Source organism: Nonomuraea sp. 3N208 (genome assembly GCF_052245935.1).
Classification (GTDB): domain Bacteria; phylum Actinomycetota; class Actinomycetes; order Streptosporangiales; family Streptosporangiaceae; genus Nonomuraea.
In genome coordinates this window covers 24,573-47,593 of sequence record NZ_JBQQBR010000017.1, presented here as the reverse complement: position 1 = coordinate 47,593, position 23,021 = coordinate 24,573, and the positions used below count along the sequence as shown (strand labels likewise).

Here is a 23,021-nt window from a genome sequence, read left to right as displayed (position 1 = left end):
CCTGCGCCTACCCGAGGCCGGGGGAAGCACACGCCCGCGCTCAGCCGCACAGCGGGGGCCCCTTCTCCCGCAGCACACGCCCGCCTCAGCCGAACGACGGGGGCCGCTTCTCCCGCAGCGCGCGCACGCCCTCGGCCACGTCCGGGCCGCTGAAGCCGAGGAACTCCATGGCCAGCGAGGCGTCGAACGTGGGCCCGGCCAGCCGGAGCCAGTTGTTGAGCGAGTATTTGGTCAGCCTGATCGCCTCCTGGGCGCCGGCGGCGAGCCGGACGGCGATCTCCATGGCCTTGTCGTGCACCTGGTCGTCGTCCACGCACAGGCTCACCAGGCCCATCCGCTCGGCTTCCTCCCCCGTGACCGGCTCGCACAGCAGCAGGTGATATTTGGCCTTGGCCAGGCCGCACAGCAGCGGCCAGACGATCGCGGCGTGGTCGCCGGCCGCGACGCCGAGCCTGGTGTGCCCGTCGATGATGCGCGCGGTGCGGCCGGCGACCGAGATGTCGGCCAGCAGCGCAACCGCGAGCCCGGCGCCCACGGCGGGACCCTGGATGGCGGAGACGACCGGCTTGGCGCAGTTGAGCACGTTGTAGACGATGTCGCGGGCCTCGGCGAACACGCGCAGTTTGGTGGCGTGGTCGCGGGTCATCTCCTCGATCATGGACAGGTCGCCGCCGGCGGAGAACGCCTGGCCCTCTCCCCTGACCACGATCGCCCGCACGCTCTCGTCGCGGCCGGCATCGCGCCAGATCTCGGCCAGCTCGCGGTGCGCGGTCATGTCGACGGCGTTGAGCCTGCCCGGCTCGCTGATCGTGATCCGCAGCACGCCGCCGGCCGGGATGTCGATCTTGAGCTTGGTGTACGCCTCGTAGGTCACCACGATTCCCTGAGCCGTCGCGCCACGTAGTCACGGGCCTCGGCCGCCTGGTCGAACAGGCCGGGCAGGCCGAAGAAACCGTGCAGCGCACCGTCGTATCTGCGGCTCTCGGCCGGCACGCCGGCCTGGGCCAGCCGCTGGGCGTAGGCCTCGCCCTCGTCGCGCAGCACGTCGTATTCGGCCGTCACCACGGTCGCGGGCGGCAAGCCCGAGAGGTCGGGCAGCCGCAGCGGGGACAGCCGCGGGTCGGCGGAATCCACCCCGTCCGCGTATTGCCGCGCGAACCACGCCATTTCTGCGGCCGGCAGGACGTATCCCTTCGCGTATTCGGCGTAGCTGGGCGTGTCCATGGCGGCGTCCAGCACCGGGCAGACGAGGGCTTGGTGCGCCAGCCGCAGCCCGGCGTCACGGGCCTGCCAGGCCGCGACGGCCGCCAGGTTGCCACCCGAGCTCTCGCCGACGACCGCCACGCTGCCATTGCTCTGGTAGAAGGCGGGGCGGGCGAAGATATCGCGCACCACAGTGAACGCGTCGTCGGCGGCGGCGGGGAACGGATGCTCCGGCGCGAGCCGGTAGTCGGCCGACACCACCACCGCCCCGCTGTGGACGGCCAGGTAGCGCCCGAACGCGTCGGACCGCTTGACGCTGCCGAAGACCCAGCCTCCGCCGTGGAAGTAGACCACCACCGGCAGCGGCCCGTCGCCCGGGTCGGCGCGGTAGATCCGGATGGGCACGCCTTCGGCCACCTCGTCGCGGACGAAGGGCAGCTTGGTGAGCGGGCCGCGGTGGAGCGCGACGCTGTCGGGCTGCGCACGCGTCTGTTGGATCTCGGCCGGCGTGATCGAGTCGAAGTCGGTGTCCTCGTCCGGCCCGATGGAGGCGAGGTAGTCCCGCGCCTGGGGGTGCAGCGGCATGATCGCAGCCTAGCGGGCCGCCTCGATGAACGCATCGAAGAGCCGGTTGTCCGCGCCCCGCTCCGGGTGCCACTGCACGCCCACGCCGAACCGGTGGCCCTGCAGCTCGATGCCCTCGACGATCTGGTCCTCCGCCCAGGCCACGGCCAGCAGGCCGCTGCCGAGCCGCCGAACGGACTGGTGGTGCGGCGCGACGACCTCGACGTGGTCGCCGACGGCCTTGCCGAGCTTGCTGGAGACGCTGACCTGGATCGTGTGCGTGGCGCCCTGCTCGCCGTGCCGGTCGTGGTCGAGCATCTCGGGCAGCCACGGAATCAGCGTGCCACCCTGCGCGACGTTGAGCACGTGCATGCCCCTGGCGATGGCCAGGATCGGGACGTCGGCGCGCACGGCCGCCCTGGCCAGGGCCAGCTCGAAGCGGTCGCGGTGCACCTGCGGCTCCGGGACGCGCTCGTCCTGCTCGTCGTTGTAGGCGGCGGCCGCCACCTCGACACCGCCGGCCAGCACCACCCCGTTGAGCCCGCGTACGTAGTCCTCGATGGCGTGCGGGCCGAGCGGCGGCAGCACCACGGGCGCGCCCCCTGCCCGCACGACCGCCTTGGCGTAGGAGGGCGGGGCCAGTACGGCCTCCCGCACCCAGTCGCCCCAGCGGGCGGCTTCGAAGTAGGCGGTGATTCCGATCAGCGGTCGGGCCATGCGATCTCCCGGAGCAGGGTGGAGTTCGTGCCGCCAGCCCGTCTGCGGTGACGGCCACTTGTCCCAATCATGGCGCACAGCCTTTCCGATATGTCACCTCTCCCAAAGATCCCCTCCTACCACTTGCCTCCCCCGCCACCGGACTCGTGCCTTTTCATCCCGAGACGGGAGGACGTCTCGGCGGTCAGCTGGGTGAGGATCGAGGCGGTGTCCGGGTGGGTGTCGAGCAGCTCGTCCAAGCGGGCCCGCCACGCCCCGGCCTCGGCGTAGAGCACGTCGTCCGCCGCCTGCAGGCGCAGCCGCGTCTCGCACAGCTGCAGCTGGTACATGAGCCCGAGGTAGTGCCCGACCGTGTCGCTGAGCCACCAGTAGGCGTCCGTGTTGGCGGCTAAGACGAAGATCCGAGCGCCTTCCCAGGCCACCCGCCTGGGGTGGAGGACTGCCATGGCCGGATCGTACGCCCGCCAGGAGGTTTCCGGAATGTTTCGGGATCCTGTCCGCCGCAGGTGACATACTCCGGCGGCATGATCGATCCAGAGACCATCGCCGCGGCACGCGACGGCGATGCCGAGGCGTTCGAGCGGCTGGCCGGGGCCTACCGGCGCGAACTGTACGCCCACTGCTACCGGATGCTCGGCTCGGTTCAGGACGCCGAGGACGCGCTGCAGGACCGCTGGACGATCCGGAGCACCTGGGCGAGTTCGTGCCGGGCCAGGTGTGGCTGGAGCCGTGGCCCGACGACCCGGCCGACCACTACACCCGGCGCGAGAGCGTGGAGCTGGCGTTCGTGGCGGCGCTGCAGCACCTGCCCGCCACGCAGCGGGCGGTGCTGATCCTGCGCGAGGTGCTGGAGTTCTCCGCCGCCGAGACGGCCCGCATCCTGGACACCACGCCCGCCTCGGTCCACAGCGCGCTGCAGCGCGCCAGGAAGGCGATCGAGGAACGAGTGCCGCCGGCGACGCAGCAGGAGGAGCTGACCGCGCTCGGCGACGAGGGCCGCCGCGAGCTGGTGGACGCCTTCGTCGCGGCGTGGGAGCGGGCGGACGTGCCCGCCCTGCTGGAGCTGCTGACCCGGGACGCCAGGTTCACCATGCCGCCGCTGCCCGCCTGGTTCGACGGCAGGGACGCCGTGGAGCGCTTCCTGCGCCGGCGCCTGTTCGCCACCGGCTGGCGGCTGGTGCCGATCCGGGCCAATGCGCAGCTCGCCTTCGCCTGCTACCAGCGGCACGAGGGCGGCTATCGGCTCGGGGCGGTCAACGTCCTGAGCCTGCGTGACGGGCGCATCACGGAGATCGCCGGATTCCTGGACCCGGGCGTGTTCCGCTGTTTCGGCCTCCCCGCCGAGCTGAACGACTAACTGCGAATATGACTTTTATTCACATTGACCATCTAAAAAGACATTAACGCCATGCGCGGAGAATCACGAGCCCGCTACGCAAAGTTCTGCTTCGCACCGTATTGGGGGGAAACGGTTGTGGCGCGTCATGGGCGGTGTAAGACTCACTTTCGAGCGCGCCGGATGTGCCGGGGCCGCCGCACGCTCACGACCCGGAGCCGTCAGGGAGGTGGAACGAAAGACCGGAATATGTTTCCGGTCGAATAGTGGGGGTTGCAATTTATGTCGTTGAATCCGCGCCTGGTGAAGGAGAGTTTCTCCGTCGTCGAGCCGCAGGCCGAGCGGGCCACGGCCTACTTCTATGGCCGCTTGTTCGCAGAGAACCCGCACCTTCGCGCCATGTTCCCGCCCGCCATGGACGTCCAGCGCGACCGCCTGTTCAGTGCGCTGACCCGGATCGTGTGGAGCCTGGACAGCCCGGACAGCCTGGCCGCGTTCCTGGGCCAGCTGGGCAGGGACCATCGCAAGTACGGCGTGATCGCCGAGCACTACACGGCGGTCGGCAACGCCCTGCTCGCCACCATCCGCCGCTTCGCCGCCGACATCTGGGACCAGGAGATCGAGGCCGCCTGGGTCGCGGCCTACACGGCCGCGGCCAATCTGATGATCGAATCCGCCGACGGCGATTCGGGGGTCTCCCCCGCGTGGTGGCTGGCCGAGGTGATCGACCACGAGCTGCGCCATCGCGACATCGCGGTCATCACGCTGCGGCCCACGCAGCGGCTGCCGTACCAGCCGGGCCAGTACGTCAACGTGCAGACCGCGCGCTGGCCGCGCGTGTGGCGGACGTTCTCCATCGCGAACGCGCCGCGCACGGACAACACGATCAGGCTGCACGTGCGCTCGATCCCGGGCGGCTGGGTGTCCACGACGCTCATCAGGCACACCCGCATCGGCGACACGATCATGGTGGGGCCGCCGATGGGCACGATGACGCCGCGCGAGCAGAGCATGCGCGACGTGCTGTGCGTGGCGGGCGGCACCGGCCTGGCACCGCTGAAGGCGATCATCGAGTCCATCATCGCCTCCGGCCGCCGGCCCAACATCCACCTGCTGTACGGCGCCCGCACCGCCGACGAGCTCTACGACCTGCCCGACCTGATCGCGATGGAGTCGTCGTTCCCCTGGCTGCGGGTGCTGCCGGTGGTCTCCGACCAGCAGTCGTACGACGGGATGCGCGGCCGCCTGCCCGAGGTGACGCAGCGCTTCCACTCCTGGGCCGAGCACGACGTCTACGTGTGCGGCCCGCCCGGCATGGTCAACGAGACCGTCCGCCGCCTGCAGATCGACGGCGTGCCGCTGTCACGCATTCACCGGGACATCATCCAGGGCGAACGCTGACCCTTACCGAAATGTCCACATGAGGTCAACCCCGAGGGGTTGGCGCTGGAGCCATATGGGCTTACCGTCCAGTTCTCGGGTCCTTCCCCCAAGGGTGGAGCGGCCGATCGGGGAGAACCCGACATCGGTCCCGACCGTCTCTTGGAGGCAGGATGCGCATCCGGCATGCCCTCACCCTGGCCGTCGCGGGCACTCTCGTGCTCGCCGCGACCTCCTTATCGGGCCCTCAGGCCACCGCCGAGGGGTTCGGCTACCAAGATCTCAAGCCCTGGCAGCAACGGCTGGCCTCGGGCGCCCTCGTGGACGCCCTGGCCGAGCGGTCCGGCGCCGCCCGGCGCGGCCTGACCGGCTTCAGACCCGCGGCCACACCGGACTGCGGCGACCGTCGGGGCGACAACGTCAAGGTCAACGTCAACTGCGCCAACATCACCGACGCCGACCTGCACGGACGCTCGCAGGCCCAGAACGAGACGTGGGTCGCGGCCAACCCGAACAACCCCAAGCAGATCGTGGCCGGCTACAACGACTACCGGCGCGGTGACGGCACCTGCGGCGTGTCGTACTCGGGCGACGCCGGCGCGAGCTGGGCCGACTCCACCGTGCCGAACGGCTTCACCAGGGGCACGGCGTTCGGCGGCGTGCCCCGCCAGTACTGGCAGGGCGGCGGCGACCCGTCGATGGACTGGGACAGCCGCGGCAACGTCTACCTGTCGTGCCTGGCCTTCAACCGGGGCGACACCGTGAGCCCCAACCCCGACCAGTCCAGCGCCATGTACGTCTTCCGCTCCACGGGCACGGCCGGCGCCTCCTTCAACTTCGCCGGACGGCCCGTCGCCGAGCACGCCGACACCGCCGGAGCCGGGAACGTCCTGCTGGACAAACAGCTCATGGCCGTCGACCACTACGTCTCCAGCCCGTTCAGGGACCGCGTGTACGTCACGTGGACGACGTTCGACGCCGACGGGACGGCGTACATCTTCGGCGCCCACTCAGCGGACTACGGCGAGTCGTTCAGCGACCCCGTCCTGGTCAGCGGCGACTCCGCGCTCTGCTCCAGCACCTTCGGCATCCCCACGCCGCAGGGCAGGTGCAACGTCAACCAGTTCTCGCATCCCACGGTCGGCCCCGACGGCGCGCTCTACGTGGTGTGGGCCAACTACAACACCACCCCGACCGGCCCGGGCGACAACCACCTGCAGGTGTTGCTGGCCAAGTCCACCGACGGCGGCGCCACCTTCTCCGCCCCGGTGAAGGTCGGCGACTTCTTCGACCTGCCCGACTGCGCCACGTACCAGAACGGCCAGGACCCCGGCCGCTCGTGTGTGCCGGAGAAGGGTGCCACGTTCAACTCGATCTTCCGGGCCGCCAACTATCCCTACGTCAACGTCAACCCGAAGAACCCGGCACAGGTGACGGTGTCGTACGGATCGTTCATCAGCCGCAACTCGCGCGAGTCAGGCGGCTGCACGCCGGCCGGCTTCACCGGGCCGCTGGGCAACCCGCTCTACACCGGGGTCAAGGCCGCCTGCAACAACGACATCGTGATCTCCGAATCCACGAACGGCGGCGCCGCCTTCGCCGGTACCTCGGCCGACGTGCGCACCCTGCCCACCGCCACCGACCGGCCCGGGCAGCGCACCACCGACCAGTTCTTCCACGGCTCCGACTACAGCCCGACCGGCAAGTACGTGGTCACGTACTACGACCGCCAGTACGGCGACGCCGCCGTCACCGGCTTCTCCGACATCTCGCTGTCCACGCGCACCGGCTCCGGCTACGCGACCCAGCGCGTGACCTCGTCGAGCATGCCGCCGCCCACCCAGTTCGGCGGGTTGTTCTTCGGTGACTACATCCAGGTGGCGGCCACCGCGACCAGCGCCTACCCGGTCTGGGTGGACACCCGCGAACCCGCGCTGTTCCTGTGCCCAGGCACAGGAGAGCCGGGCGCGCCGCCCAAGACGTGCACGGTGCCGATGCCGCAGGCCGACCCGGCCAACGAGCAGGAGATCTTCACGGCTCGCAGGCCCGTCTTCTGATCAGGAGGTTGACAGCCGGGGTTGGACGGTGCCATGTGGAAGTTGACACACGCGCCGTCCAACCGTGGAGGTCGACTGTGCCATCGCCCGCGGGTCGCCGGGGAATCGGTGCGCTTTTCATCGCCGGCACGCTGCTCCTCGCCTCCGCCCCGGCGGCGGCCGCGGAGGGGGTCCCGCTGACCGAGATCGGGGCCGACGCGTACGCCAACGCCACCAGCCAGCACGGCACGCAGGCCGGGCCCGACACCTACCAGTGGGGCACGACCATCGTGGCCGCGCAGCAGGCGGGCAGGTTCTTCGACGGCGGGGCGTCCGGAATCGCGTTCGCGACGTCGGGCGACAACGGCGGCACGTGGGCCAATGGCGTGCTGCCGGGGATCACCGCGTTCGGCGAGGGGCCGTACCAGCGGGTCAGCAATCCTTCCGTGGCCTATGACGCCAGGCACGACGTCTGGCTCGTCGCCTCGCTGGGAATCACCGACACGGACGGGATCACGGGTGCGGCGGTGGTCGTCAGCCGCTCCACCGACGGCGGGCGTACCTGGGAGAAGCCGGTCGTCGTCGCGAACGGCGGCGACCTCGACAAGAGCTGGATCGCCTGCGACAACACCCCCGCCAGCCCGTACTACGGCCGCTGCCACGTCGCGTTCGACGACCACGCCGCGGGCAACACGATCAGCATGGCCCGCTCGTCCGACAGCGGCCTGACTTGGGCCGTGACCGCGACCTCGGCGACCGGGCTGGGCGCGCAGCCGGTGGTGCGTCCTGACGGCGCCGTGGTGGTGCCCTACCTGGGCGGCGACGACCGGATTCACGCCTTCCGCTCCCGCGACGGCGGCGCCACCTGGAGCGACAGCGTGCCGGTCTCCACAGTGCAGCGGCACCCGGTCGCAGGCGGGTTACGCGCCTTACCGCTGCCGTCGGCCGAAACGGACGCGGCCGGCACCGTGTACGTCGTCTGGCCGGACTGCCGCTTCCAGCTTTTCTGCGCCGGCAACGACATCGTGCTGGCCACGTCGGCCGACGGCGCCGAATGGGACCACGTCACCCGCGTCACCGCCGACGGCGGCGACCACGTCATCCCGGGCCTCGGCGTCGACCGCTCCACCTCGGGCGGCTCGGCCAGGCTCGCGCTCGCCTACTACCGCTACCCCGACGCCGCCTGCGCCGCCGCGACCTGCCGGCTCACCGTCGCCTACACCTCCTCGGCCAACGGCGGCCGCACCTGGTCCGCGCCCGCGGAGCTGCAGGGGCCGATGAAGCCGGACTGGCTGGCCAACACCGCGCAGGGCCGCATGGCCGGCGACTACATCTCCACCTCGATCGTCCCGGGCGGCAACGCCTTCCCCGCCTTCGCGGTCGCCGCCGCGCCCGCGGGCGGCGCGTACAACGTACGCACCTACACCGTCTCCGGCGGCCTGCCCATCACGGGAGGCGGCCCCGCCCCGCTCTCCATCGAGGGCCCCGTCGCGGCCGGCGACACCCCGCCGCCCGGCACACCGGCCACCGCCCGCTGACCCCCTGGCACCGCCCCCTGAACCCTGCCACCGTCCGCTGTCTACCGGAACGCGGCCGCGGTCTCCTCGTCATTGGGCCAGAACGTCTCGATGGCCAGCTCCGACACCGTCACGTCCACCGGCGTCCCGAACGTCGCGATCGTCGTGAACATCGACAACACCCGCTCCCCGGCCGCGATCCGCAGCGGCACCAGGATGTCCGCCGGCCCCGGCACATGCGCCACGTTGAGATCCACCCCGGGATAGGTGTACGACGCCAGCTCGTCGTGCAACTCGGCCAGCCGCCCGTTCCCGGACATCTCGGCCTGCCTGCGCAATTGGTGCAGCAGGTGCGCGCGCACCTCGGCCAGATTGAGCAGCCTGCCGCCCATGGCGTCCGGGTGCAGCGACAGCCGCATCACATTGACCGGCTCCTTCAGCAGCTCGGCCGGCACGCCCTCCATGAACATCGCGGCCGCCGAGTTGGCCGCCACCAGGTTCCACGCCGCGTCCACCACGAGCGCCGGGTACGGCTCGTGCCCCGCCAGGATCTTGTCCAGCGCCTGCCGGACGACCTCCATCTCCGGGGCGCGTACTTCGCGTTCCGGATAGACCGGCGCGAACCCCGCCGCCATCAGCAGCCTGTTGCGATGCCGCAGCGGCACCTCCAGCTCCTCGGCCAGCTTCATCACCATCTCGCGGCTCGGCCGGGCGCGCCCGGTCTCCAGAAAGCTGATGTGGCGGGCCGAGACGTCGGCCTCGATGGCCAGGTCGAGCTGGCTCACACGGCGCCGCTGGCGCCATGAGCGCAACAGATCACCAAAGGACTCTTCTCGTACGGCTACCGCTCCCATGCCCGGAAACCTATCGGTTGGAGGGAAGCGTCACGATTACCCGCCAGGTAATGCGGGCCCCCAACCGGGAGACTGCGGGGTCAGGCTGGCGGGAATCTCCCAGTCCTGGGAACTTGTCGGTGCCGCGTGGCACGATGGCCGCAAGCGAAGGGAGCAACGCATGAGTGACACACTGCTCGCCATCGGCACCCGCAAGGGCCTGTTCCTCGCCCGTTCCGCGGACGGCGGTCCGTTCGAGATCGAGCCGATCCAGTTCTCCACGGTCGCGGTGCCCTCGGTGGCGATCGACACCCGCGGCACCACACCCCGGCTCCTGGCCGGCATCGAATACGGGCACTTCGGCCCGTCTGTCATGTACTCGGACGACCTCGGCCAGACCTGGGGCGAGGCGGACAAGCCGCCCATCGCCTTCCCCGAGAAGACCGAGGCGACCCTGACCAGAGTGTGGCAGCTGACGCCCTCACCCTCCGAGCCCGCCGTGGTGTGGGCGGGCGTCGAGCCAGGCGCGCTGTTCCGCTCGGAGGACCGCGGGGTCACCTACGAGCTCGTCGAAGGCCTCTGGGAGCATCCCCACCGCCCGCAATGGCAGCCGGGCGGCGGCGGCCTGTGCCTGCACACGGTCATCCCGCACCCGTCCGAGCCCAAGATCATCGGCGTGGCGATCTCCACAGGCGGCTTCTACCGCTCGACCGACGGCGGCCTGTCCTGGGAGGCGGCCAACCAGGGAATCCGCGCCCCGTTCATGCCCGAGGGGCAGCAGTATCCGGAGTTCGGGCAGTGCGTGCACAAGGTCGCCATGCACCCGTCCCGGCCCGACCGGCTCTTCCTGCAGCACCACTTCGGCGTCTACCGCAGCGACGACTTCGGCGGGACCTGGCACGACATCGGCTCCCCGCTCCCGTCGGACTTCGGCTTCCCGATCGTCGTGCACCCGTCCCGGCCGGACACGGTCTACGTGCTGCCGCTGCACGCCGACATGGACCGCACACCCGTCGACCACCGCTACCGCGTCTACCGCAGCGACGACGCCGGCGCCACGTGGCAGCCCCTCGAGCGGGGCCTGCCGGAGGAGCCCGTGCACGCGACCGTCCTGCGCGACGCGATGACCATGTCGGAGGCGGGGCTGTTCTTCGGCACGCGCGACGGCGAGGTCTACGGATCCCGCGACGACGGCGAGACGTGGACACTGGTCGGCCGGCACCTGCCCGACGTGCTCACCGTGCGCGCGGCGGTGCTGTAGCCGATGGTGACGAAACCCGTGACGATGGTGGTGTTCGTGCTGCCCAGCGTGCTGCGCCGGTGGGTGAGCGGGCGCACGGAGGTCAAGGTCTTCGCCGTGGGCGCCGACCGCGACTCCCCGCCCACGCTGGGCTCCGCCCTCGACATGCTCCGGCGTACGCATCCGCTGCTGGAGGAGCGGCTGCGCGACGACTACGGCCGCATCAGAAGGCACATCAGCATGATCGTGTGCGGAGAGAACTCCCGGGGCCTCGGCGGCCTGGATTGCGCCCTGCCGCCGGGCGCCGAGGTCTACGTCCTGCCCGCACTGGCCTGAGCCCGCGCCTCCTCGATCCGGTGGTCGCCGCCCCGCACCGCGGCGACCGACCCGCCTGTACACGTGCCGGCCGCACGTCGCAGATTCCACGTCGCTCTCCCGGGCGGCGATCCTAGTGTTGACGTCATGAGCTTCGTCGGCACACCCCGGCCAGACCCGCGCTGGCACCACGCGCAGACCGACCTCGACGACTTCGCCATCATCAGTTACCGGGTGGATGCCGATGCTGTGGCCCGGCACCTGCCCGAGGGCTTCGCACCGATGAAGATGGACTTCGACGACGGGCCGGGCACCCTGATCTCCGCGGTGGCCTTCAAGGACCGCAACTTCCACTTCCGTTTCCTGCCGCAGGTGAGTATCGATTGCGGTCAGATCAACTACCGGGCCTACGTCACGGCGTACGGCAAGACGGGCGTGTGGTTCTTCGGCACCAGCCTCGACCACCCCGTCGTCGCGATCCCGCAGCACCTGTGGGGCATGCCGTGGCGCCGCGACCGCATCCGCATCGAGGCGGACTGGGACGGCTCCCCGGCGCGCTGGCTGCTCGACGCCGGGGACGCCTACTGTGACGCCGCCGAGCTCCCCCAGCCGCTCAGCCTCCTGGACGGCTTCACGGGCGAGCCGGACTGGCTGGAACGGCTCACGCATCCCACCCTGGGCTGGTATCGGCGCCGGGGTGGCAACCTGGGGGTCTACAGCATCTGGCACCCGGTCATGCGCCCTCGCCATCTCACCGCGATCTCCGTGAGCTTCCCCGTGTTCGAACGCCTTGGCCTGATCACGCCCGGTACGCCACCGCACTCGATCCTGGGACAGCCGCGCCTGCGCTTCGACATCCACACCCCGCCTCGCCGTTTCCGCCCGGACTCGTGAGCGGGGCACGCGAGGCGATGTCGTTCACGGGCAGACGCGCCCGTTGGCCTCGAACGCCTCATGGGTCAGGGGCATGAGTGCCGCCCACAGGTTCTCCATCTTCTCCGCGACCATCTCGATCTCCCGCTGCGGGAAGGACGGGAACGTCGAGTCCTCTCGCTTGACACGAAGGGACAGGAAGTTCATCAAGGCGCGGGCGTTGCAGGTCGCATACATCGAGGAGTAAAGACCGACTGGGAGCACCGTCCTGGCCACTTCACGGGCGACCCCGGCTTCCAGCATGTCCAGATAGGCACGGTAGGACTGCCGGTAGCTCTCCTGAGTCGCCTCGGTCACGATCTCGTGCTGCTCGGGACTGCCGTCCTTGAACACATATTTGCCGGGCTTGCCTTCCTGCACCAGCTTGCGGTCAGGGCCGGGCACATAGAAAACCGGGACCAGCTGACGATACCTGCCGGACTCCTCGTTGTAGGAGAAGGTGCGGTGCCGCATGAACTCGCGGAACACGAAGATCGGCGCGTTGATGTAGAACGTCATGGACGAATGCTCGAACGGCGTGCCGTGCCTGTCGCGCATCAGGAAGTTGATGAGGCCCTTGGAGCGCTGGGGATCGGCTTCGAGCTCGGCCAAGGAGCTCTCCCCCTTCGTGGAGACACGTGCGGCCCACAGCACATCGGCGTCCGATGCGGCGGACTTGATCAGCTCCACGTCCATGTCGCTACGAAACTTGATCTCGGGTTCGACAATGCCCATTGGGAGCCCCCGCTCGGATCGACCGCGTTGTGACAGCCCCAAGCAAACCAGCTCGCGCGCCTCGGCGCGAGTCGGCGTCCCTCCCCATTCACTGGCCCCATTCTCTGCGGTACGGCGAGCGCCCGGGCAGGTCAGGGGCGGTGCGGCCAGACAATGCTTGTCGCTTCAAGTTTTTAGGTCTACAGTCGGGGCTCCAGTGAAAAACTTGAAGGGTCAAGCTTATGGACGCTTTCCTCTGGATCGTGCAGATCCTGCTCGGCGTCGCCTTCGTCCTGTCGGGGATCGGCAAGTTCGTACCGCTCAGCGAGCGGATGCGGCAGCAGCAGGCGTACCGGGAGGACTTCACCGGCGCGCAGCTCAAGGGCGTCGGGGCGCTGGAGGTGCTCGGCGGGATCGGCGTGGTGCTGCCCTGGGCCACCGGGATCGCCCCTGTCCTCACCCCGCTCGCGGCCGCCGGGCTCGGGCTCATCATGATCGGTGCCGCCCTGGTGCACCGGAGGCGGAAGGAGCCTTTCACGGTTAATCTGGTCTTGCTGGCGATGGCCGTCATCGTGGTGGCGGGACGCATCTGACCGTGGGGGTTCGTTGGTCGAAGGGCTCGGCGAGGACGAGCAGCGGGCGTGGCAGGGTCTGCTCGCGGTCATGCTCGTCGGCATCCCGCAGGTGGAGCGCACCTTCCGGGCTCACGGCCTGGTCCACATCGAATACGGGCTGCTCAACGCCCTGAGCAGGCAACCGCTCCGGCTGAGCGACCTGGCGACCGTGGGCAACGTGTCGATCAGCCGGCTCAGCCATCGGGTCAGCAAGCTCGTCGAGCGCGGGTACGTACGGCTGCGGCCGGACGCGAGCGACGGGCGGGCCAGCGTGGCGGAGATCACCGATGCGGGGCGCGCGGTCATCGCGGAGATCGCCCCTCACCATGCACAGGCTCTTCGTGAGGTCCTCTTCGACCACCTGACGCCGGAGCAGACGGCCGCCCTGGCCGACGCCATGCAGGTCGTCGGCACCAAACTCGGCGCCTGCCTCGACGGCCGCCCGCACTGACCCGGCAGAGTGGATCACACCTCCTCCGTGAGGAGGATGTGCCTCACAAGCGGTAGATGCGGCGGGCGTTCCCCGAGCCGATCATGTGGGCGATCCTGGCCGCGTCCGCGGCGCTCCACTCCCGCGCGCCGACCCTCGCCGCGAGCGCCGCCCCCAGCGCCTGCCGGTAGTAGAGGGCCCCCAGCAGGCAGCTCTCGGCCGCGCCGCGGCACCCGGAGCTGAACAGCTGCTTGTGGAACGGCGCCAGCTCCAGCAACTCCTCCATGACCCTGGCGGACGCGGCGGCGGTGAGCGGCAGGGCCAGGCCGACGTCCACGTAGACGTGCGGGTAGCGGCCGGCCAGGTAGGCGGCCTGGCGGTGGAACGGGTAGCAGTGCAGCAGGATCACCGGCACGCCGGCGGGCTGGAGCGCGGCGATGAACGTGCTCAGCCGGGCAGGGTCCGTGCGGTGCAGGTCCGCCCCCGCCCCGCCGCCCCATCGCCCCGCCCCGCCGCCGGGCCCGGCCACGCCGCCGAGACCCGTATGGAACTGCACGGGCAGGCCGCGTTCCCTGGCGACCTCGATCGCGCACCACAGCAGGTGGCGCAGCAGGACCGGGTCGGTGAGCGGCTCCTTCGGGTCGGACAGCCGCCGGTTGGCCGCCGCGATCACCGCGCCCCTGCTCGGCCTGGCCGGATCGAAGTCCAGCCCGCAGAGCCCGGCCATGACGGTCTTGAGCCCGACCGCCCTGGCAGCCCTGGCGGCCAGCTCCTCGCCGAGGTCGTCGAGGTAGTCGACGGCGATCTCGGCGGTCTCGGCCACGTCGCGCTCGATCTGCTCGATCCTGACCAGTTCGTCGGCCGCCGCGCCGCCGTACCGCCCGATCTCGGCCGCGGACAGCAGGTCCGCGTCCTCTGACCCGGTGTCCACGAGGAACGCCACCACCCCGGCCGCGGCCAGCAGCCTGCTGTTGACCTCGGCGGCGCCCAGCTCGGCCCGGCGGGCGAGGTAGACGGCGGGCGGGGCGTGCGGCTCCAGGTCGAGCAGGGGCGCGCACCACCGCCGTATCGCCAGGCCGAAGGGAGTGTCGAAATGGGTGGTGCCCGGCGGGGCCGGGCTGCCGCCCTCGTGGATGAGCAGCTCGAACTGGGCTCTGGTCAGGTCGTCTCGGCGTACCCCGTGACAGTGGTGGTCGACGAGCGGGGCCAGCAGCGCGTCACGCACCGTATCGGGTAGATCTACGGGGTGCATGCGGAGACTCTATGGGAGTCCCGCATGCCCCCGCCGAGGTTTTACCAGGTCCGCAGCCCGGGCGCGTTTCGCGAAAGCGCGGCCGCCTCGCTGCCGGGCGGCGCAGGCCTGCGCCGCCCTAGCGGCGGCAGAGGCGTAGCACGTTCGCGATGATCTTCGCGCCCGCGCCGCCCTCCTGGGTCAGGATCGACTCGGGGTGGAACTGCACGGCGAAGCGCCGCCGCTCGACGTCCTCGATGGCCATGACGTTGCCGTCGGGCGTGAGCGCGATCGACGTGAAGCCGACGACCCCGGGCTGCTTGGCGTGCAGCGAGTGGTAGCGGGCCGCGGTGAACTGCTCGGGCAGCCCGTCCAGCAGCGCGCTGTCGCCGAGCCGCGTGACCTGGCCGCGCTTGCCGTGCTCGGGGTAGCCGAGCAGCTCCAGCGTGCCGCCTGCCTGCTCGACCATGGCCTGCAGGCCCAGGCAGACGCCGAAGACCGGCAGGTCGCGGGCATAGACCTGGTCGAGCAGCGCCGCCATGCCGAAGTCGGTCGGCCAGCCCGGTCCGGGCGACAGCACCACCATGTCGGGGCCGATCTCGTCGATCATGTGGATCGGGAAGCCGTGGCGCAACGTCACGACGTCCGCGCCCTCCTGGCGGAAGTAGTCGGCGAGCGTGTTGACGAAGGAGTCCTCGTGGTCGACGAGCAGCACCTTCATGCCCAAGCCTGGCTGCGGCCTGGGCTCGGCGACCGGGATGGCGTCGGGCTGGTTGACCGTGGCCAGGGCGCCGAGCAGGGCGCTGGCCTTGAGCTCCGTCTCGCGTTCCTCGGACTCGGGGTCGGAGTCGAACAGCAGCGTGGCCCCGGCCCTGACGGTCGCCACGCCGTTCTTGATCTGGGCGGTACGCAGGGTCAGGCCGGTGTTCATGGAGCCGTCGAAGCCGATGAAGCCGATGGCGCCGCCGTACCACCTGCGGGTGGTGGCCTCGTGGTCCTCGATGAACTGCATGGCCCAGGTCTTGGGCGCGCCGGTGACGGTGACGGCCCACATGTGGGTGAGGAAGGCGTCGAGCGCGTCGAACTCGGGGCGCAGCCGGCCCTCGATGTGGTCGACGGTGTGAATGAGGCGGGAGTAGAGCTCGATCTGGCGTCGGCCGATGACCTTGACCGTGCCCGGGACGCAGATCCGCGACTTGTCGTTGCGGTCGACGTCGGTGCACATGGTCAGCTCCGACTCCTCCTTGATGCTGGACAGGAGCGTGCGGATGGCCTCGGCGTCCTCGACCGGGTTGCTGCCGCGGGCGATCGTGCCGGAGATGGGGCAGGTCTCGACACGGTCGCCGGTCACCCGGACGTACATCTCGGGCGAGGCGCCGACGAGGTGCTCGCCCTCGCCGAGGCTGATGATGAACTCGTACGGGGCCGGGTTGCTGTGGCGCAGGCCGCGGTAGAAGGCGGCCGGGTCGGTGCAGGCGGCGTGGAAGACCTGCCCGGGCACGACCTCGAACAGGTCGCCGCGCTTGAACTTCTCCTTGGCGGCGGCGACGACCTTGGCGTATTCGCCCTTCTCGGGGTTCGCGGGCAGTTCGCCGGGCACGGCGAGTGGCGTGCTCGCGCCGGTGCGCTCCAGGCCGCGGGTGGTGGTCCCGTCCACGGTGAACTCGTAGCGGTATTCGACGCACGTCTCGCGCTGCCGGTCGATGATCACCAGCCGGTCGGGCAGGTGGAGCACGAGATCGCGCTGATCGTCGGGGCGCAGCAGCTCCTGCCGGATGGGCTCGAACTGGAAGGCCAGGTCGTAGCCGAAGGCGCCGTAGAGACCCAGGTGCGGGTCGTCGCCGCGGAAGGCGGCGATGACCTCGCGGATCGCGGTGAAGACGGTCGGCCGCCGGCTGCGCATCTCCTCGGGCAGCAGGTCCTCGGATTCGGGTACGTGCACCTCGACGCGGTCGGCCGTGGGCTCGGTGACCGGCTTGCCCGCGGCCAGCAGGCAGGAGGTGACGGCGGGCAGCACGACCCTGCCGCGCTCGTTGAGCGCGATCGCGATGATCGTCCGGCCCTTGGCGACCAGCTCCAGGCACGGATCGACATAGCCGAACGCCCACCGGCTGTAGCGGCCCGGGTAGTCCATCCCCGAGGAGAACGCGCCGCCGCGTCGTTCGCCGAGTGCCGTCACGATCTCTTCGAGCGCCGCCTCCTCCACCTCGCGAGACTCGCGCTCGACCCCGATGCCCCCGGCGGTGGTATATCCGCTGGTCTCCATGTGCTGCCCCTTATCACGTCAAATGATCGAGCCCCGGGGGCGGACACGAGAATGGCCGCCATCCGGGGCGGCCGTCCGTCGAGAAACGCGAAATCCCACGCCGCCTAAGAGCGGCGCCACCACTGGAGCTGAGCGTGATTTCGCATGCCGACAGGTTAACCGGCAGAACAAGATCGCGCAACGCGGCCCGCACGGCGCGTCTAGTTTCAATACAGATCTGTACTGTATTGTTGTTGTCACCGGACGAAGGAGATCCCGAGATGACCGAAAGCGGCGCCGTGCTCCTGCCCACCGAGCGGCCCCTGCCCGACGACCCGCCCACCGGCCTGGCCGAGCTTCGGGAGAGGCGGCCCATCGCCCCGCTGGCCTACCCCGACGGCCACCGCGGCTGGGTGGTCACCACCCACGCCCTCGCCCGCGAAGTGCTGGCCGACCGGCGCTTCAGCGTCCGCGCGGAGCTGCTGCACATCCCCGTCGAGCAGCCAGGCCGGGGCCCGGCCCAGCCGGCGCCGCCTGGCATCTTCGTCTCGCAGGACCCGCCGGAGCACACGCGCTACCGCCGCCTGCTCACCGGCGAGTTCACCGTGCGCAGGATGCGCCTGCTGACCGAGCGCGCCGAGGAGATCACCCGCACGTATGTGGACGCCATGGAGCGGCAGGGCCCGCCCGTGGATCTGCAGGAGGCGTTCGCGTCGCCGATCCCCGCGGTGATGATCTGCGAAGTGCTCGGCGTGCCGGAGCAGGACCGGGAGCGGTTCCGCACGCAGGCCGCCGCGATGACCGCAACCGGCGTCCCGCAGGAGGAGAGGATCGCCGGGTTCCTCGCCATGCGCGACCACATCAGGGAGTTGATCCAGGCCAAGCGGGCCGCGCCCACCGACGACGTGCTCAGCGGGCTGACCAGGAGCGACCTGAGCGATGAAGAGCTGGCCAACATCGGCTTCATGCTGCTGGGCGCGGGACTCGACACCACCGCCAACATGATCTCCCTGGGCGTCTTCACGCTGCTGCGCCACCCCGGCCAGATCGCCGCGCTGCGCTCGGCGCCCGACCAGGCGATCGAGGAGCTGCTGCGCTACCTCAGCATCATCCCCTTCCTGACCCGCACCGCGCTGGAGGACGTCGAGCTGGGCGGCGAGAAGGTGCGGGCCGATGAGACGGTCACGATCTCGATCACGGCCGCCAACCGCGACCCCGGCCGTTTCCCCGACCCCGACGCCCTCGACCTGCGCCGGACGGCGACCGGGCACGTGGGTTTCGGCCACGGCGTGCACCAGTGCCTCGGCCAGCAACTGGCCAGGGTCGAGATGCGGGCGGCCCTGCCCGCGCTGTTCGCCAGGTTCCCGTCGCTGCGCCTGGCCGTGCCGCCGGAGCAGGTCCGGTCGCGCACTCCCGACGTGCTCATCCACGGCGTGCTGGACTTGCCGGTCACGTGGGACGGGGGGCATTGACATGGTGGGCAGGCCACGCAGTCAGGAGGCGGACACGGCCATCCTGGCCGCCGCGCTGGACCTGCTGATCGAGATCGGCGCCGAGCAGACCAGCATCGAGCAGGTCGCGCGGCGGGCCGGGGTCACCAGGGCGACGGTCTACCGCCGCTACGCCGACAAGACCACACTGCTGGTGCGGGCTCTGGAGTGGTCCAACCACGACAACGACCCGTCTTTCACCGGCTGGCGCGACGTCGACCACATGCTCGGCGACTGGGCGGCCCATCTGGCGGTGCCGCGCAACCGCCGCCTGCTGCGCCGGATCTACGCCGCCCGCGATGACTATCCCGCGCTCCCCATGACCTACCGCAGCGTCAACAGTGGGCGCCGGGCGGCGATGGTCCGCCAGACGCTCGTCCACGCGCGCAACCTCGGTCACCTGCCCGCGGAGCTGGATCTGGACGTGGTGCAGGAGCTGCTGACCGGCGCGGTGCTCAACCACCTCGGCTCCCACCCCGACGACGAGGGTTCCGCGAAGATCAAGGCGTACTTCATAGCGATCATGAGGCAAATGGGGTTTCGCCCGGCGGTGACGACGTCTAACTGAGCCCTGCATGGAACGGCCGTCTCTGCCTGAAATGCGGGGCGGGGTCTCATCCATAACGATCCCATCAGCGAAGAAAGGGGCAAGGCAACACCCCACACAAGGAGATCTGATGCGTAAGCAACTGGCGCTCGCCGTCGCCGTCCTCGGCGCGGGCGCGGTTCTGGCCTCGCCCGCGCAGGCCCAGCACCGAAACGCCGGACCGCTCGTGGCGGGCCTGACGACCGCCGGCGATCTGGTGGTCTTCCGTAGCGAGAACCCGGGCAACGTCAACCGGGTCGGCAGGATCAGCGGCCTCAGGGGCGACGTGAGGGTCGTCGGCATCGACTACCGCGTCCAGAACGGCCGGCTGTACGCCGTCGGCGACAAGGGCGGCATCTACACGCTCGACAACCGGGCGCGGGCGACCAAGGTGTCGCAGCTGGCGGTCGCGCTGCAGGGCCGGACCTTCGGCGTCGACTTCAACCCGGCCGCCAACCGGCTGCGCGTGATCAGTGACACCGGCCAGAACCTGCGGCACAACATCGACGACCCGAACGGCGCGCCCGCCAGGAACACCACCGCCACCGACGGACCACTCACCAACCCGCCCGTGCCCCCCGCCACGGCCGGGGCGACCGCGACCGGCGTGACCGGCGCCGGGTACACCAACAACGACCTGGACGCGGCCACCGCGACGACCCTGTCCGACGTGGACACCATGAACGACCAGGTCTCGCTCCAGTCCCCCGCCAACGCCGGCAACCTGGCCCCGACCGGCAAACTGGGCGTGGACGCGGCCACCGACGCCGGGTTCGACGTCTACAGCAAGCTGAGCAGGGGCGTGACGGTGTCCAACACCGCGTACGCCACGCTCAAGGTCCGCGGCGCGTACCGTTTCTACACGGTCAACGTGCTGACCGGCGCGGCGAACTTCGTTGGAACGTTCCCGGGCAACCGCCAGGTGACCGACATCGCCGTCCAGCTCGACAGGTAGTTCACATGGTGCCCCCGGGCTACCGCACCCCGGGCGGCATCTGTTACTGGTTAGTACATGAGACGCGTGCGGCTCCACCGCGACCTTCCGGTGCCGATGCCCGACGGCGTGACGCTGCTGGCCGACCACTATGCTCCGGCCACAGGCGAGCGGGCCCCCGTCATTCTGATGCGCTCCCCCTACGGCCGGCGCGGGCCGCTCGGCTGGTTCTTCGGCCGCGGCTTCGCCAGGCAGGGCTTCCACGTCGTGATCCAGAGCTGCCGGGGCGGTTTCGGCTCCGGCGGCCTGCTCGACCCGCTCGGCGACGAGCACGACGACGGCCTGGCCACCGTGGCGTGGCTGCGCGAGCAGCCCTGGTACGGCGGCTCCTTCGCGATGTTCGGCCCGTCCTACCTCGGCTACACGCAGTGGGCGATCGCCCCCTACGCCGGGCCGGACCTGAAGGCCATGTCCCTGCAGATCACCGCCTCCCAGTTCAGGGACGCAGCCTACGTGGGCGGCGCGTTCGCGCTGGAGTCGGCGCTGAGCTGGACCACGCTCACCGACGCCATGTCGCGGCGCTTCGGCGGCGCCGCGGTGTGGACCGCGCCCCGGCTCACCCGCAGGGCGGTGCTGTCCGGCCGGCCTGTGGCCGAGCTGGACCTGGTGTCGGCGGGCCGGCCGCTGCCGTTCTTCCAGGATCTGGTGACGCATCACGCGGATCCGGCGGTGCCGTACTGGGACAAGCGGGACTTCTCCCTGAAGGTGGGCGACGTGGACGCGGCCGTCACCATGCTGGGCGGCTGGTACGACGTGTTCCTGCCGTGGCAGCTGAAGGACTACGCGGCGATGCGCGCGGCGGGCCGGCGACCGTATCTGACGATCGGGCCCTGGTACCACATCGACACGCGGCACGCCCGGCCCACGATGGTCGAGGCGTCGGCGTGGTTCCGCGCGCACCTGATGGGCGACCTGTCCCGGCTGCGGCCCGACCCCGTGCGGATCTACGTGACGGGCGCCGAGGAGTGGCGCGACCACCCCGACTGGCCGGTCCCCGGCATGCGCGAGCAGCGCTGGCACCTGCAGCACGGGTTCGGGCTGGGGGTGGAGGGGCCGCGGGAGGCCGAGCCCGACCGGTTCCGCTACCACCCGGCCCATCCGACGCCCGTGATCGGCGGCCCGGTGCTGCTCGGCGACTCCCGGCCGCGCGACCAGCGGCGGCTGGAGCAGCGCCGCGACGTGCTGGTCTACAGCTCGCCGGCGCTGGAGTCGGACGTGGAGATGATCGGTCCGGTCCGCGCGGAGGTGTTCGTGCGCTCCACCACCCCGTACGTGGACGTGGTGGTGCGGGTGTGCGACGTCTGGCCGGACGGGCGCTCGCTCAACGTGTGCGAGGGCGTGCGCCGCCTCGGGCCGCCGGCAGCCGGGGAGGTGCGCCGGGTGGAGGTGGACATGTGGCCGATCGCGCACCGGTTCCGGCGCGACCACCGGATCCGGGTGCACGTGGCGGCCGGGGCGTACCCGACGATCGCCCGCAACCCCGGCACCGGCGACCCGCTCGGCGCGGGCGGCCCGATGGTGCCCGCCGACGTCGAGGTGTTCCACTCCCCCGACCGGCCCTCTGCGGTGGTGATGCCGCTGTGTTCATGGCCTCACTCCGTGAGGCGGACTCGTTCGCCCGATGCCGCCGCCTTCCCCCGCTCTGGTCGCTACGCTCCCGCCGCTCCTCCAGACGACGGCACTCACTCGTGCGCGCCTCGCGGCTGATGTCGCTGGTCCTGCTGCTGCAGGGCCGGGGCGGGATGACGGCGGCCGAGCTGGCCAAGGAGCTGGAGGTCTCCGAGCGCACCGTGCACCGCGACGTGCTGGCGCTGTCGGAGGCCGGCGTGCCCGTGTACGCCGACCGCGGCCGGGGCGGCGGTTACCGGCTGCTGGAGGGCTACCGTACCCGGCTGACCGGGCTGGACCGGGCCGAGGCCGAGGCGCTGTTCCTGTCCGGCGTGCCGGCCGCGCTGCGCGAGATGGGGCTGCAGGACGTGGCGGCGACCGCCCGGCTGAAGGCGGCCGCCGCGTTGTCCCCCGCCCTGCGTGACGCGCCGTCGACCGCGGCGCAACGCTTCCACCTGGACGCGCCGGGCTGGTTCGCCGGCGACGACCCGCCGCCGGCCGCGCTCGCGCCGCTGGCCAGGGCGGTGTGGAACGACCGCCGCGTGCGGACCGCGTACAAGGGCAACCAGCGCACGCTGGAGCCGTACGGGCTGGTGCTGAAGGCGGGCGTCTGGTATCTCGCGGCGCGGCTCGGTTCGCGGTTCCTGACCTTCCGGGTGCACCGGTTCGGCGCGATCGACGTGCTCGCCGAGACCTTCGACCGGGATCCCGGCTTCGACCTGGCCGCCTTCTGGGCGCAGCAGTCGGCCGAGTTCACCCGCTCGCTGCTGCGTGACGTGATCACGTTGCGGCTGAGCGAGCGGGGACAGCGCATGTTGCGCCACATCGCCGACCCGGCCGCGCTGGCGGACGCGCTCGGCTCGCTCCAGCCGGACGGGACCGTGCAGCTGGCGGTGGAGTCGGTGGAGGTGGCGTTCTCGCAGGTGCTGCGGTTCGGGCCGGAGGCGGAGGTGCTGGCGCCTGCGGAGCTGCGGACGATGGTCGCCGAGGCCGCCGCCCGCACCTCCGCCCTCTACGGTGGGCCCCTTCCAGCGGCCCACCACGGGTGACGCTGTC

At 70.8% G+C, this 23,021-nt stretch carries 22 protein-coding genes; 14 read left to right on the top strand and 8 right to left on the bottom strand.

Features of this window, described 5'->3' with window-relative positions; genetic code table 11:
* Positions 1-85: 85 nt before the first annotated feature.
* The 4 genes from ACTWPT_RS25630 to ACTWPT_RS25615 form a co-directional block, all read right to left on the bottom strand.
* Entirely contained in the window at positions 86-874 is a 789-nt protein-coding gene (locus ACTWPT_RS25630; RefSeq protein ID WP_443179992.1) for an enoyl-CoA hydratase/isomerase family protein, read from the bottom strand.
* Entirely contained in the window at positions 871-1,788 is a 918-nt protein-coding gene (locus ACTWPT_RS25625; protein WP_443179991.1) for an alpha/beta hydrolase, read from the bottom strand. Before ACTWPT_RS25625 ends, ACTWPT_RS25630 begins: the two co-directional genes overlap by 4 nt.
* A 9-nt stretch (positions 1,789-1,797) precedes the next feature.
* Positions 1,798-2,484, bottom strand: coding sequence for a gamma-glutamyl-gamma-aminobutyrate hydrolase family protein (locus ACTWPT_RS25620; protein WP_443179990.1), 687 nt, complete (start codon positions 2,482-2,484; stop codon positions 1,798-1,800).
* Between the two features lie 116 nt (positions 2,485-2,600).
* A complete protein-coding gene (locus tag ACTWPT_RS25615) occupies positions 2,601-2,930 on the bottom strand; it encodes a hypothetical protein (protein WP_443179989.1) in 330 nt (109 codons plus the stop codon).
* Positions 2,931-3,187: 257 nt separating this feature from the next.
* Here ACTWPT_RS25615 and ACTWPT_RS25610 point away from each other — a divergent pair, with 257 nt between their 5' ends.
* From ACTWPT_RS25610 to ACTWPT_RS25595, 4 genes are all read left to right on the top strand, one after another.
* Complete coding sequence (locus tag ACTWPT_RS25610; RefSeq protein WP_443179988.1) at positions 3,188-3,841, top strand: RNA polymerase subunit sigma-70; 654 nt, start codon at positions 3,188-3,190, stop codon at positions 3,839-3,841.
* Between the two features lie 261 nt (positions 3,842-4,102).
* Complete coding sequence (locus ACTWPT_RS25605) at positions 4,103-5,221, top strand: globin domain-containing protein (RefSeq protein WP_443179987.1); 1,119 nt, start codon at positions 4,103-4,105, stop codon at positions 5,219-5,221.
* A gap of 152 nt (positions 5,222-5,373) precedes the next feature.
* Complete coding sequence (locus ACTWPT_RS25600) at positions 5,374-7,257, top strand: sialidase family protein (RefSeq protein WP_443179986.1); 1,884 nt, start codon at positions 5,374-5,376, stop codon at positions 7,255-7,257.
* Positions 7,258-7,334: 77 nt separating this feature from the next.
* On the top strand, positions 7,335-8,774 hold the full coding sequence (locus ACTWPT_RS25595) for an exo-alpha-sialidase (protein ID WP_443179985.1): 1,440 nt from the start codon (positions 7,335-7,337) through the stop codon (positions 8,772-8,774).
* Between the two features lie 41 nt (positions 8,775-8,815).
* On the opposite strand, the gene ACTWPT_RS25590 is transcribed toward ACTWPT_RS25595, so the two are convergent.
* Positions 8,816-9,607 (bottom strand): helix-turn-helix domain-containing protein, encoded by a 792-nt coding sequence (locus ACTWPT_RS25590; RefSeq protein ID WP_443179984.1) that lies wholly within the window; start codon positions 9,605-9,607, stop codon positions 8,816-8,818.
* A 160-nt stretch (positions 9,608-9,767) separates the two neighbouring features.
* Between ACTWPT_RS25590 and ACTWPT_RS25585 the strand changes: the two genes are divergently transcribed.
* The 3 genes from ACTWPT_RS25585 to ACTWPT_RS25575 all read left to right on the top strand — a co-directional run bounded on the left by ACTWPT_RS25585 (position 9,768) and on the right by ACTWPT_RS25575 (position 12,035).
* Complete coding sequence (locus ACTWPT_RS25585) at positions 9,768-10,847, top strand: WD40/YVTN/BNR-like repeat-containing protein (protein WP_443179983.1); 1,080 nt, start codon at positions 9,768-9,770, stop codon at positions 10,845-10,847.
* Positions 10,848-10,850: 3 nt separating this feature from the next.
* Complete coding sequence (locus ACTWPT_RS25580) at positions 10,851-11,162, top strand: hypothetical protein (protein ID WP_443179982.1); 312 nt, start codon at positions 10,851-10,853, stop codon at positions 11,160-11,162.
* A gap of 126 nt (positions 11,163-11,288) precedes the next feature.
* Positions 11,289-12,035 carry a DUF2071 domain-containing protein gene (locus ACTWPT_RS25575; RefSeq protein WP_443179981.1) on the top strand — a complete coding sequence of 249 codons (747 nt, stop codon included), beginning with the start codon at positions 11,289-11,291 and terminating at the stop codon, positions 12,033-12,035.
* A 24-nt stretch (positions 12,036-12,059) separates the two neighbouring features.
* On the opposite strand, the gene thyX is transcribed toward ACTWPT_RS25575, so the two are convergent.
* On the bottom strand, positions 12,060-12,788 hold the full coding sequence (gene thyX / locus ACTWPT_RS25570) for an FAD-dependent thymidylate synthase (protein WP_443179980.1): 729 nt from the start codon (positions 12,786-12,788) through the stop codon (positions 12,060-12,062).
* A 221-nt stretch (positions 12,789-13,009) separates the two neighbouring features.
* Here thyX and ACTWPT_RS25565 point away from each other — a divergent pair, with 221 nt between their 5' ends.
* Together ACTWPT_RS25565 and ACTWPT_RS25560 are read left to right on the top strand one after the other, a co-directional pair.
* Positions 13,010-13,360: a DoxX family protein gene (locus ACTWPT_RS25565; RefSeq protein ID WP_443179979.1), complete on the top strand. Its 351-nt coding sequence runs from the start codon at positions 13,010-13,012 to the stop codon at positions 13,358-13,360.
* A 13-nt stretch (positions 13,361-13,373) separates the two neighbouring features.
* Entirely contained in the window at positions 13,374-13,832 is a 459-nt protein-coding gene (locus ACTWPT_RS25560) for a MarR family winged helix-turn-helix transcriptional regulator (RefSeq protein ID WP_443179978.1), read from the top strand.
* A gap of 43 nt (positions 13,833-13,875) precedes the next feature.
* Here the strand turns inward: ACTWPT_RS25560 and ACTWPT_RS25555 are convergent, their stop codons facing one another.
* Entirely contained in the window at positions 13,876-15,063 is a 1,188-nt protein-coding gene (locus ACTWPT_RS25555; protein WP_443179977.1) for an amidohydrolase family protein, read from the bottom strand.
* Positions 15,064-15,181: 118 nt separating this feature from the next.
* Complete coding sequence (locus ACTWPT_RS25550; protein ID WP_443179976.1) at positions 15,182-17,308, bottom strand: anthranilate synthase component I; 2,127 nt, start codon at positions 17,306-17,308, stop codon at positions 15,182-15,184.
* 260 nt (positions 17,309-17,568) lie between these two features.
* Between ACTWPT_RS25550 and ACTWPT_RS25545 the strand changes: the two genes are divergently transcribed.
* From ACTWPT_RS25545 to ACTWPT_RS25525, 5 genes are all read left to right on the top strand, one after another.
* Complete coding sequence (locus ACTWPT_RS25545; RefSeq protein WP_443179975.1) at positions 17,569-18,759, top strand: cytochrome P450; 1,191 nt, start codon at positions 17,569-17,571, stop codon at positions 18,757-18,759.
* Between the two features lies 1 nt (position 18,760).
* On the top strand, positions 18,761-19,345 hold the full coding sequence (locus tag ACTWPT_RS25540) for a TetR/AcrR family transcriptional regulator (RefSeq protein ID WP_443179974.1): 585 nt from the start codon (positions 18,761-18,763) through the stop codon (positions 19,343-19,345).
* A gap of 109 nt (positions 19,346-19,454) precedes the next feature.
* Positions 19,455-20,318: a DUF4394 domain-containing protein gene (locus tag ACTWPT_RS25535; RefSeq protein WP_443179973.1), complete on the top strand. Its 864-nt coding sequence runs from the start codon at positions 19,455-19,457 to the stop codon at positions 20,316-20,318.
* Positions 20,319-20,375: 57 nt separating this feature from the next.
* Positions 20,376-22,064: a CocE/NonD family hydrolase gene (locus ACTWPT_RS25530; protein ID WP_443179972.1), complete on the top strand. Its 1,689-nt coding sequence runs from the start codon at positions 20,376-20,378 to the stop codon at positions 22,062-22,064.
* Entirely contained in the window at positions 22,046-23,014 is a 969-nt protein-coding gene (locus ACTWPT_RS25525; RefSeq protein WP_443179971.1) for a helix-turn-helix transcriptional regulator, read from the top strand. Before ACTWPT_RS25530 ends, ACTWPT_RS25525 begins: the two co-directional genes overlap by 19 nt.
* The last annotated feature ends 7 nt before the right edge of the window (positions 23,015-23,021 follow it).

Excerpts from the sequence above, each read along its gene's own strand:
- ACTWPT_RS25625 (WP_443179991.1), bottom strand. The coding sequence starts at position 1,788 with ATGCCGCTGCACCCCCAGGCGCGGGACTACCTCGCCTCCATCGGGCCG.
- ACTWPT_RS25620 (WP_443179990.1), bottom strand. The coding sequence starts at position 2,484 with ATGGCCCGACCGCTGATCGGAATCACCGCCTACTTCGAAGCCGCCCGC.
- ACTWPT_RS25615 (WP_443179989.1), bottom strand. The coding sequence starts at position 2,930 with ATGGCAGTCCTCCACCCCAGGCGGGTGGCCTGGGAAGGCGCTCGGATC.
- ACTWPT_RS25605 (WP_443179987.1), top strand. The coding sequence starts at position 4,103 with ATGTCGTTGAATCCGCGCCTGGTGAAGGAGAGTTTCTCCGTCGTCGAG.
- ACTWPT_RS25600 (WP_443179986.1), top strand. The coding sequence starts at position 5,374 with ATGCGCATCCGGCATGCCCTCACCCTGGCCGTCGCGGGCACTCTCGTG.
- ACTWPT_RS25590 (WP_443179984.1), bottom strand. The coding sequence starts at position 9,607 with ATGGGAGCGGTAGCCGTACGAGAAGAGTCCTTTGGTGATCTGTTGCGC.
- ACTWPT_RS25585 (WP_443179983.1), top strand. The coding sequence starts at position 9,768 with ATGAGTGACACACTGCTCGCCATCGGCACCCGCAAGGGCCTGTTCCTC.
- ACTWPT_RS25580 (WP_443179982.1), top strand. The coding sequence starts at position 10,851 with ATGGTGACGAAACCCGTGACGATGGTGGTGTTCGTGCTGCCCAGCGTG.
- ACTWPT_RS25575 (WP_443179981.1), top strand. The coding sequence starts at position 11,289 with ATGAGCTTCGTCGGCACACCCCGGCCAGACCCGCGCTGGCACCACGCG.
- thyX (WP_443179980.1), bottom strand. The coding sequence starts at position 12,788 with ATGGGCATTGTCGAACCCGAGATCAAGTTTCGTAGCGACATGGACGTG.
- ACTWPT_RS25565 (WP_443179979.1), top strand. The coding sequence starts at position 13,010 with ATGGACGCTTTCCTCTGGATCGTGCAGATCCTGCTCGGCGTCGCCTTC.
- ACTWPT_RS25555 (WP_443179977.1), bottom strand. The coding sequence starts at position 15,063 with ATGCACCCCGTAGATCTACCCGATACGGTGCGTGACGCGCTGCTGGCC.
- ACTWPT_RS25550 (WP_443179976.1), bottom strand. The coding sequence starts at position 17,308 with ATGGAGACCAGCGGATATACCACCGCCGGGGGCATCGGGGTCGAGCGC.
- ACTWPT_RS25545 (WP_443179975.1), top strand. The coding sequence starts at position 17,569 with ATGACCGAAAGCGGCGCCGTGCTCCTGCCCACCGAGCGGCCCCTGCCC.
- ACTWPT_RS25540 (WP_443179974.1), top strand. The coding sequence starts at position 18,761 with ATGGTGGGCAGGCCACGCAGTCAGGAGGCGGACACGGCCATCCTGGCC.
- ACTWPT_RS25535 (WP_443179973.1), top strand. The coding sequence starts at position 19,455 with ATGCGTAAGCAACTGGCGCTCGCCGTCGCCGTCCTCGGCGCGGGCGCG.
- ACTWPT_RS25530 (WP_443179972.1), top strand. The coding sequence starts at position 20,376 with ATGAGACGCGTGCGGCTCCACCGCGACCTTCCGGTGCCGATGCCCGAC.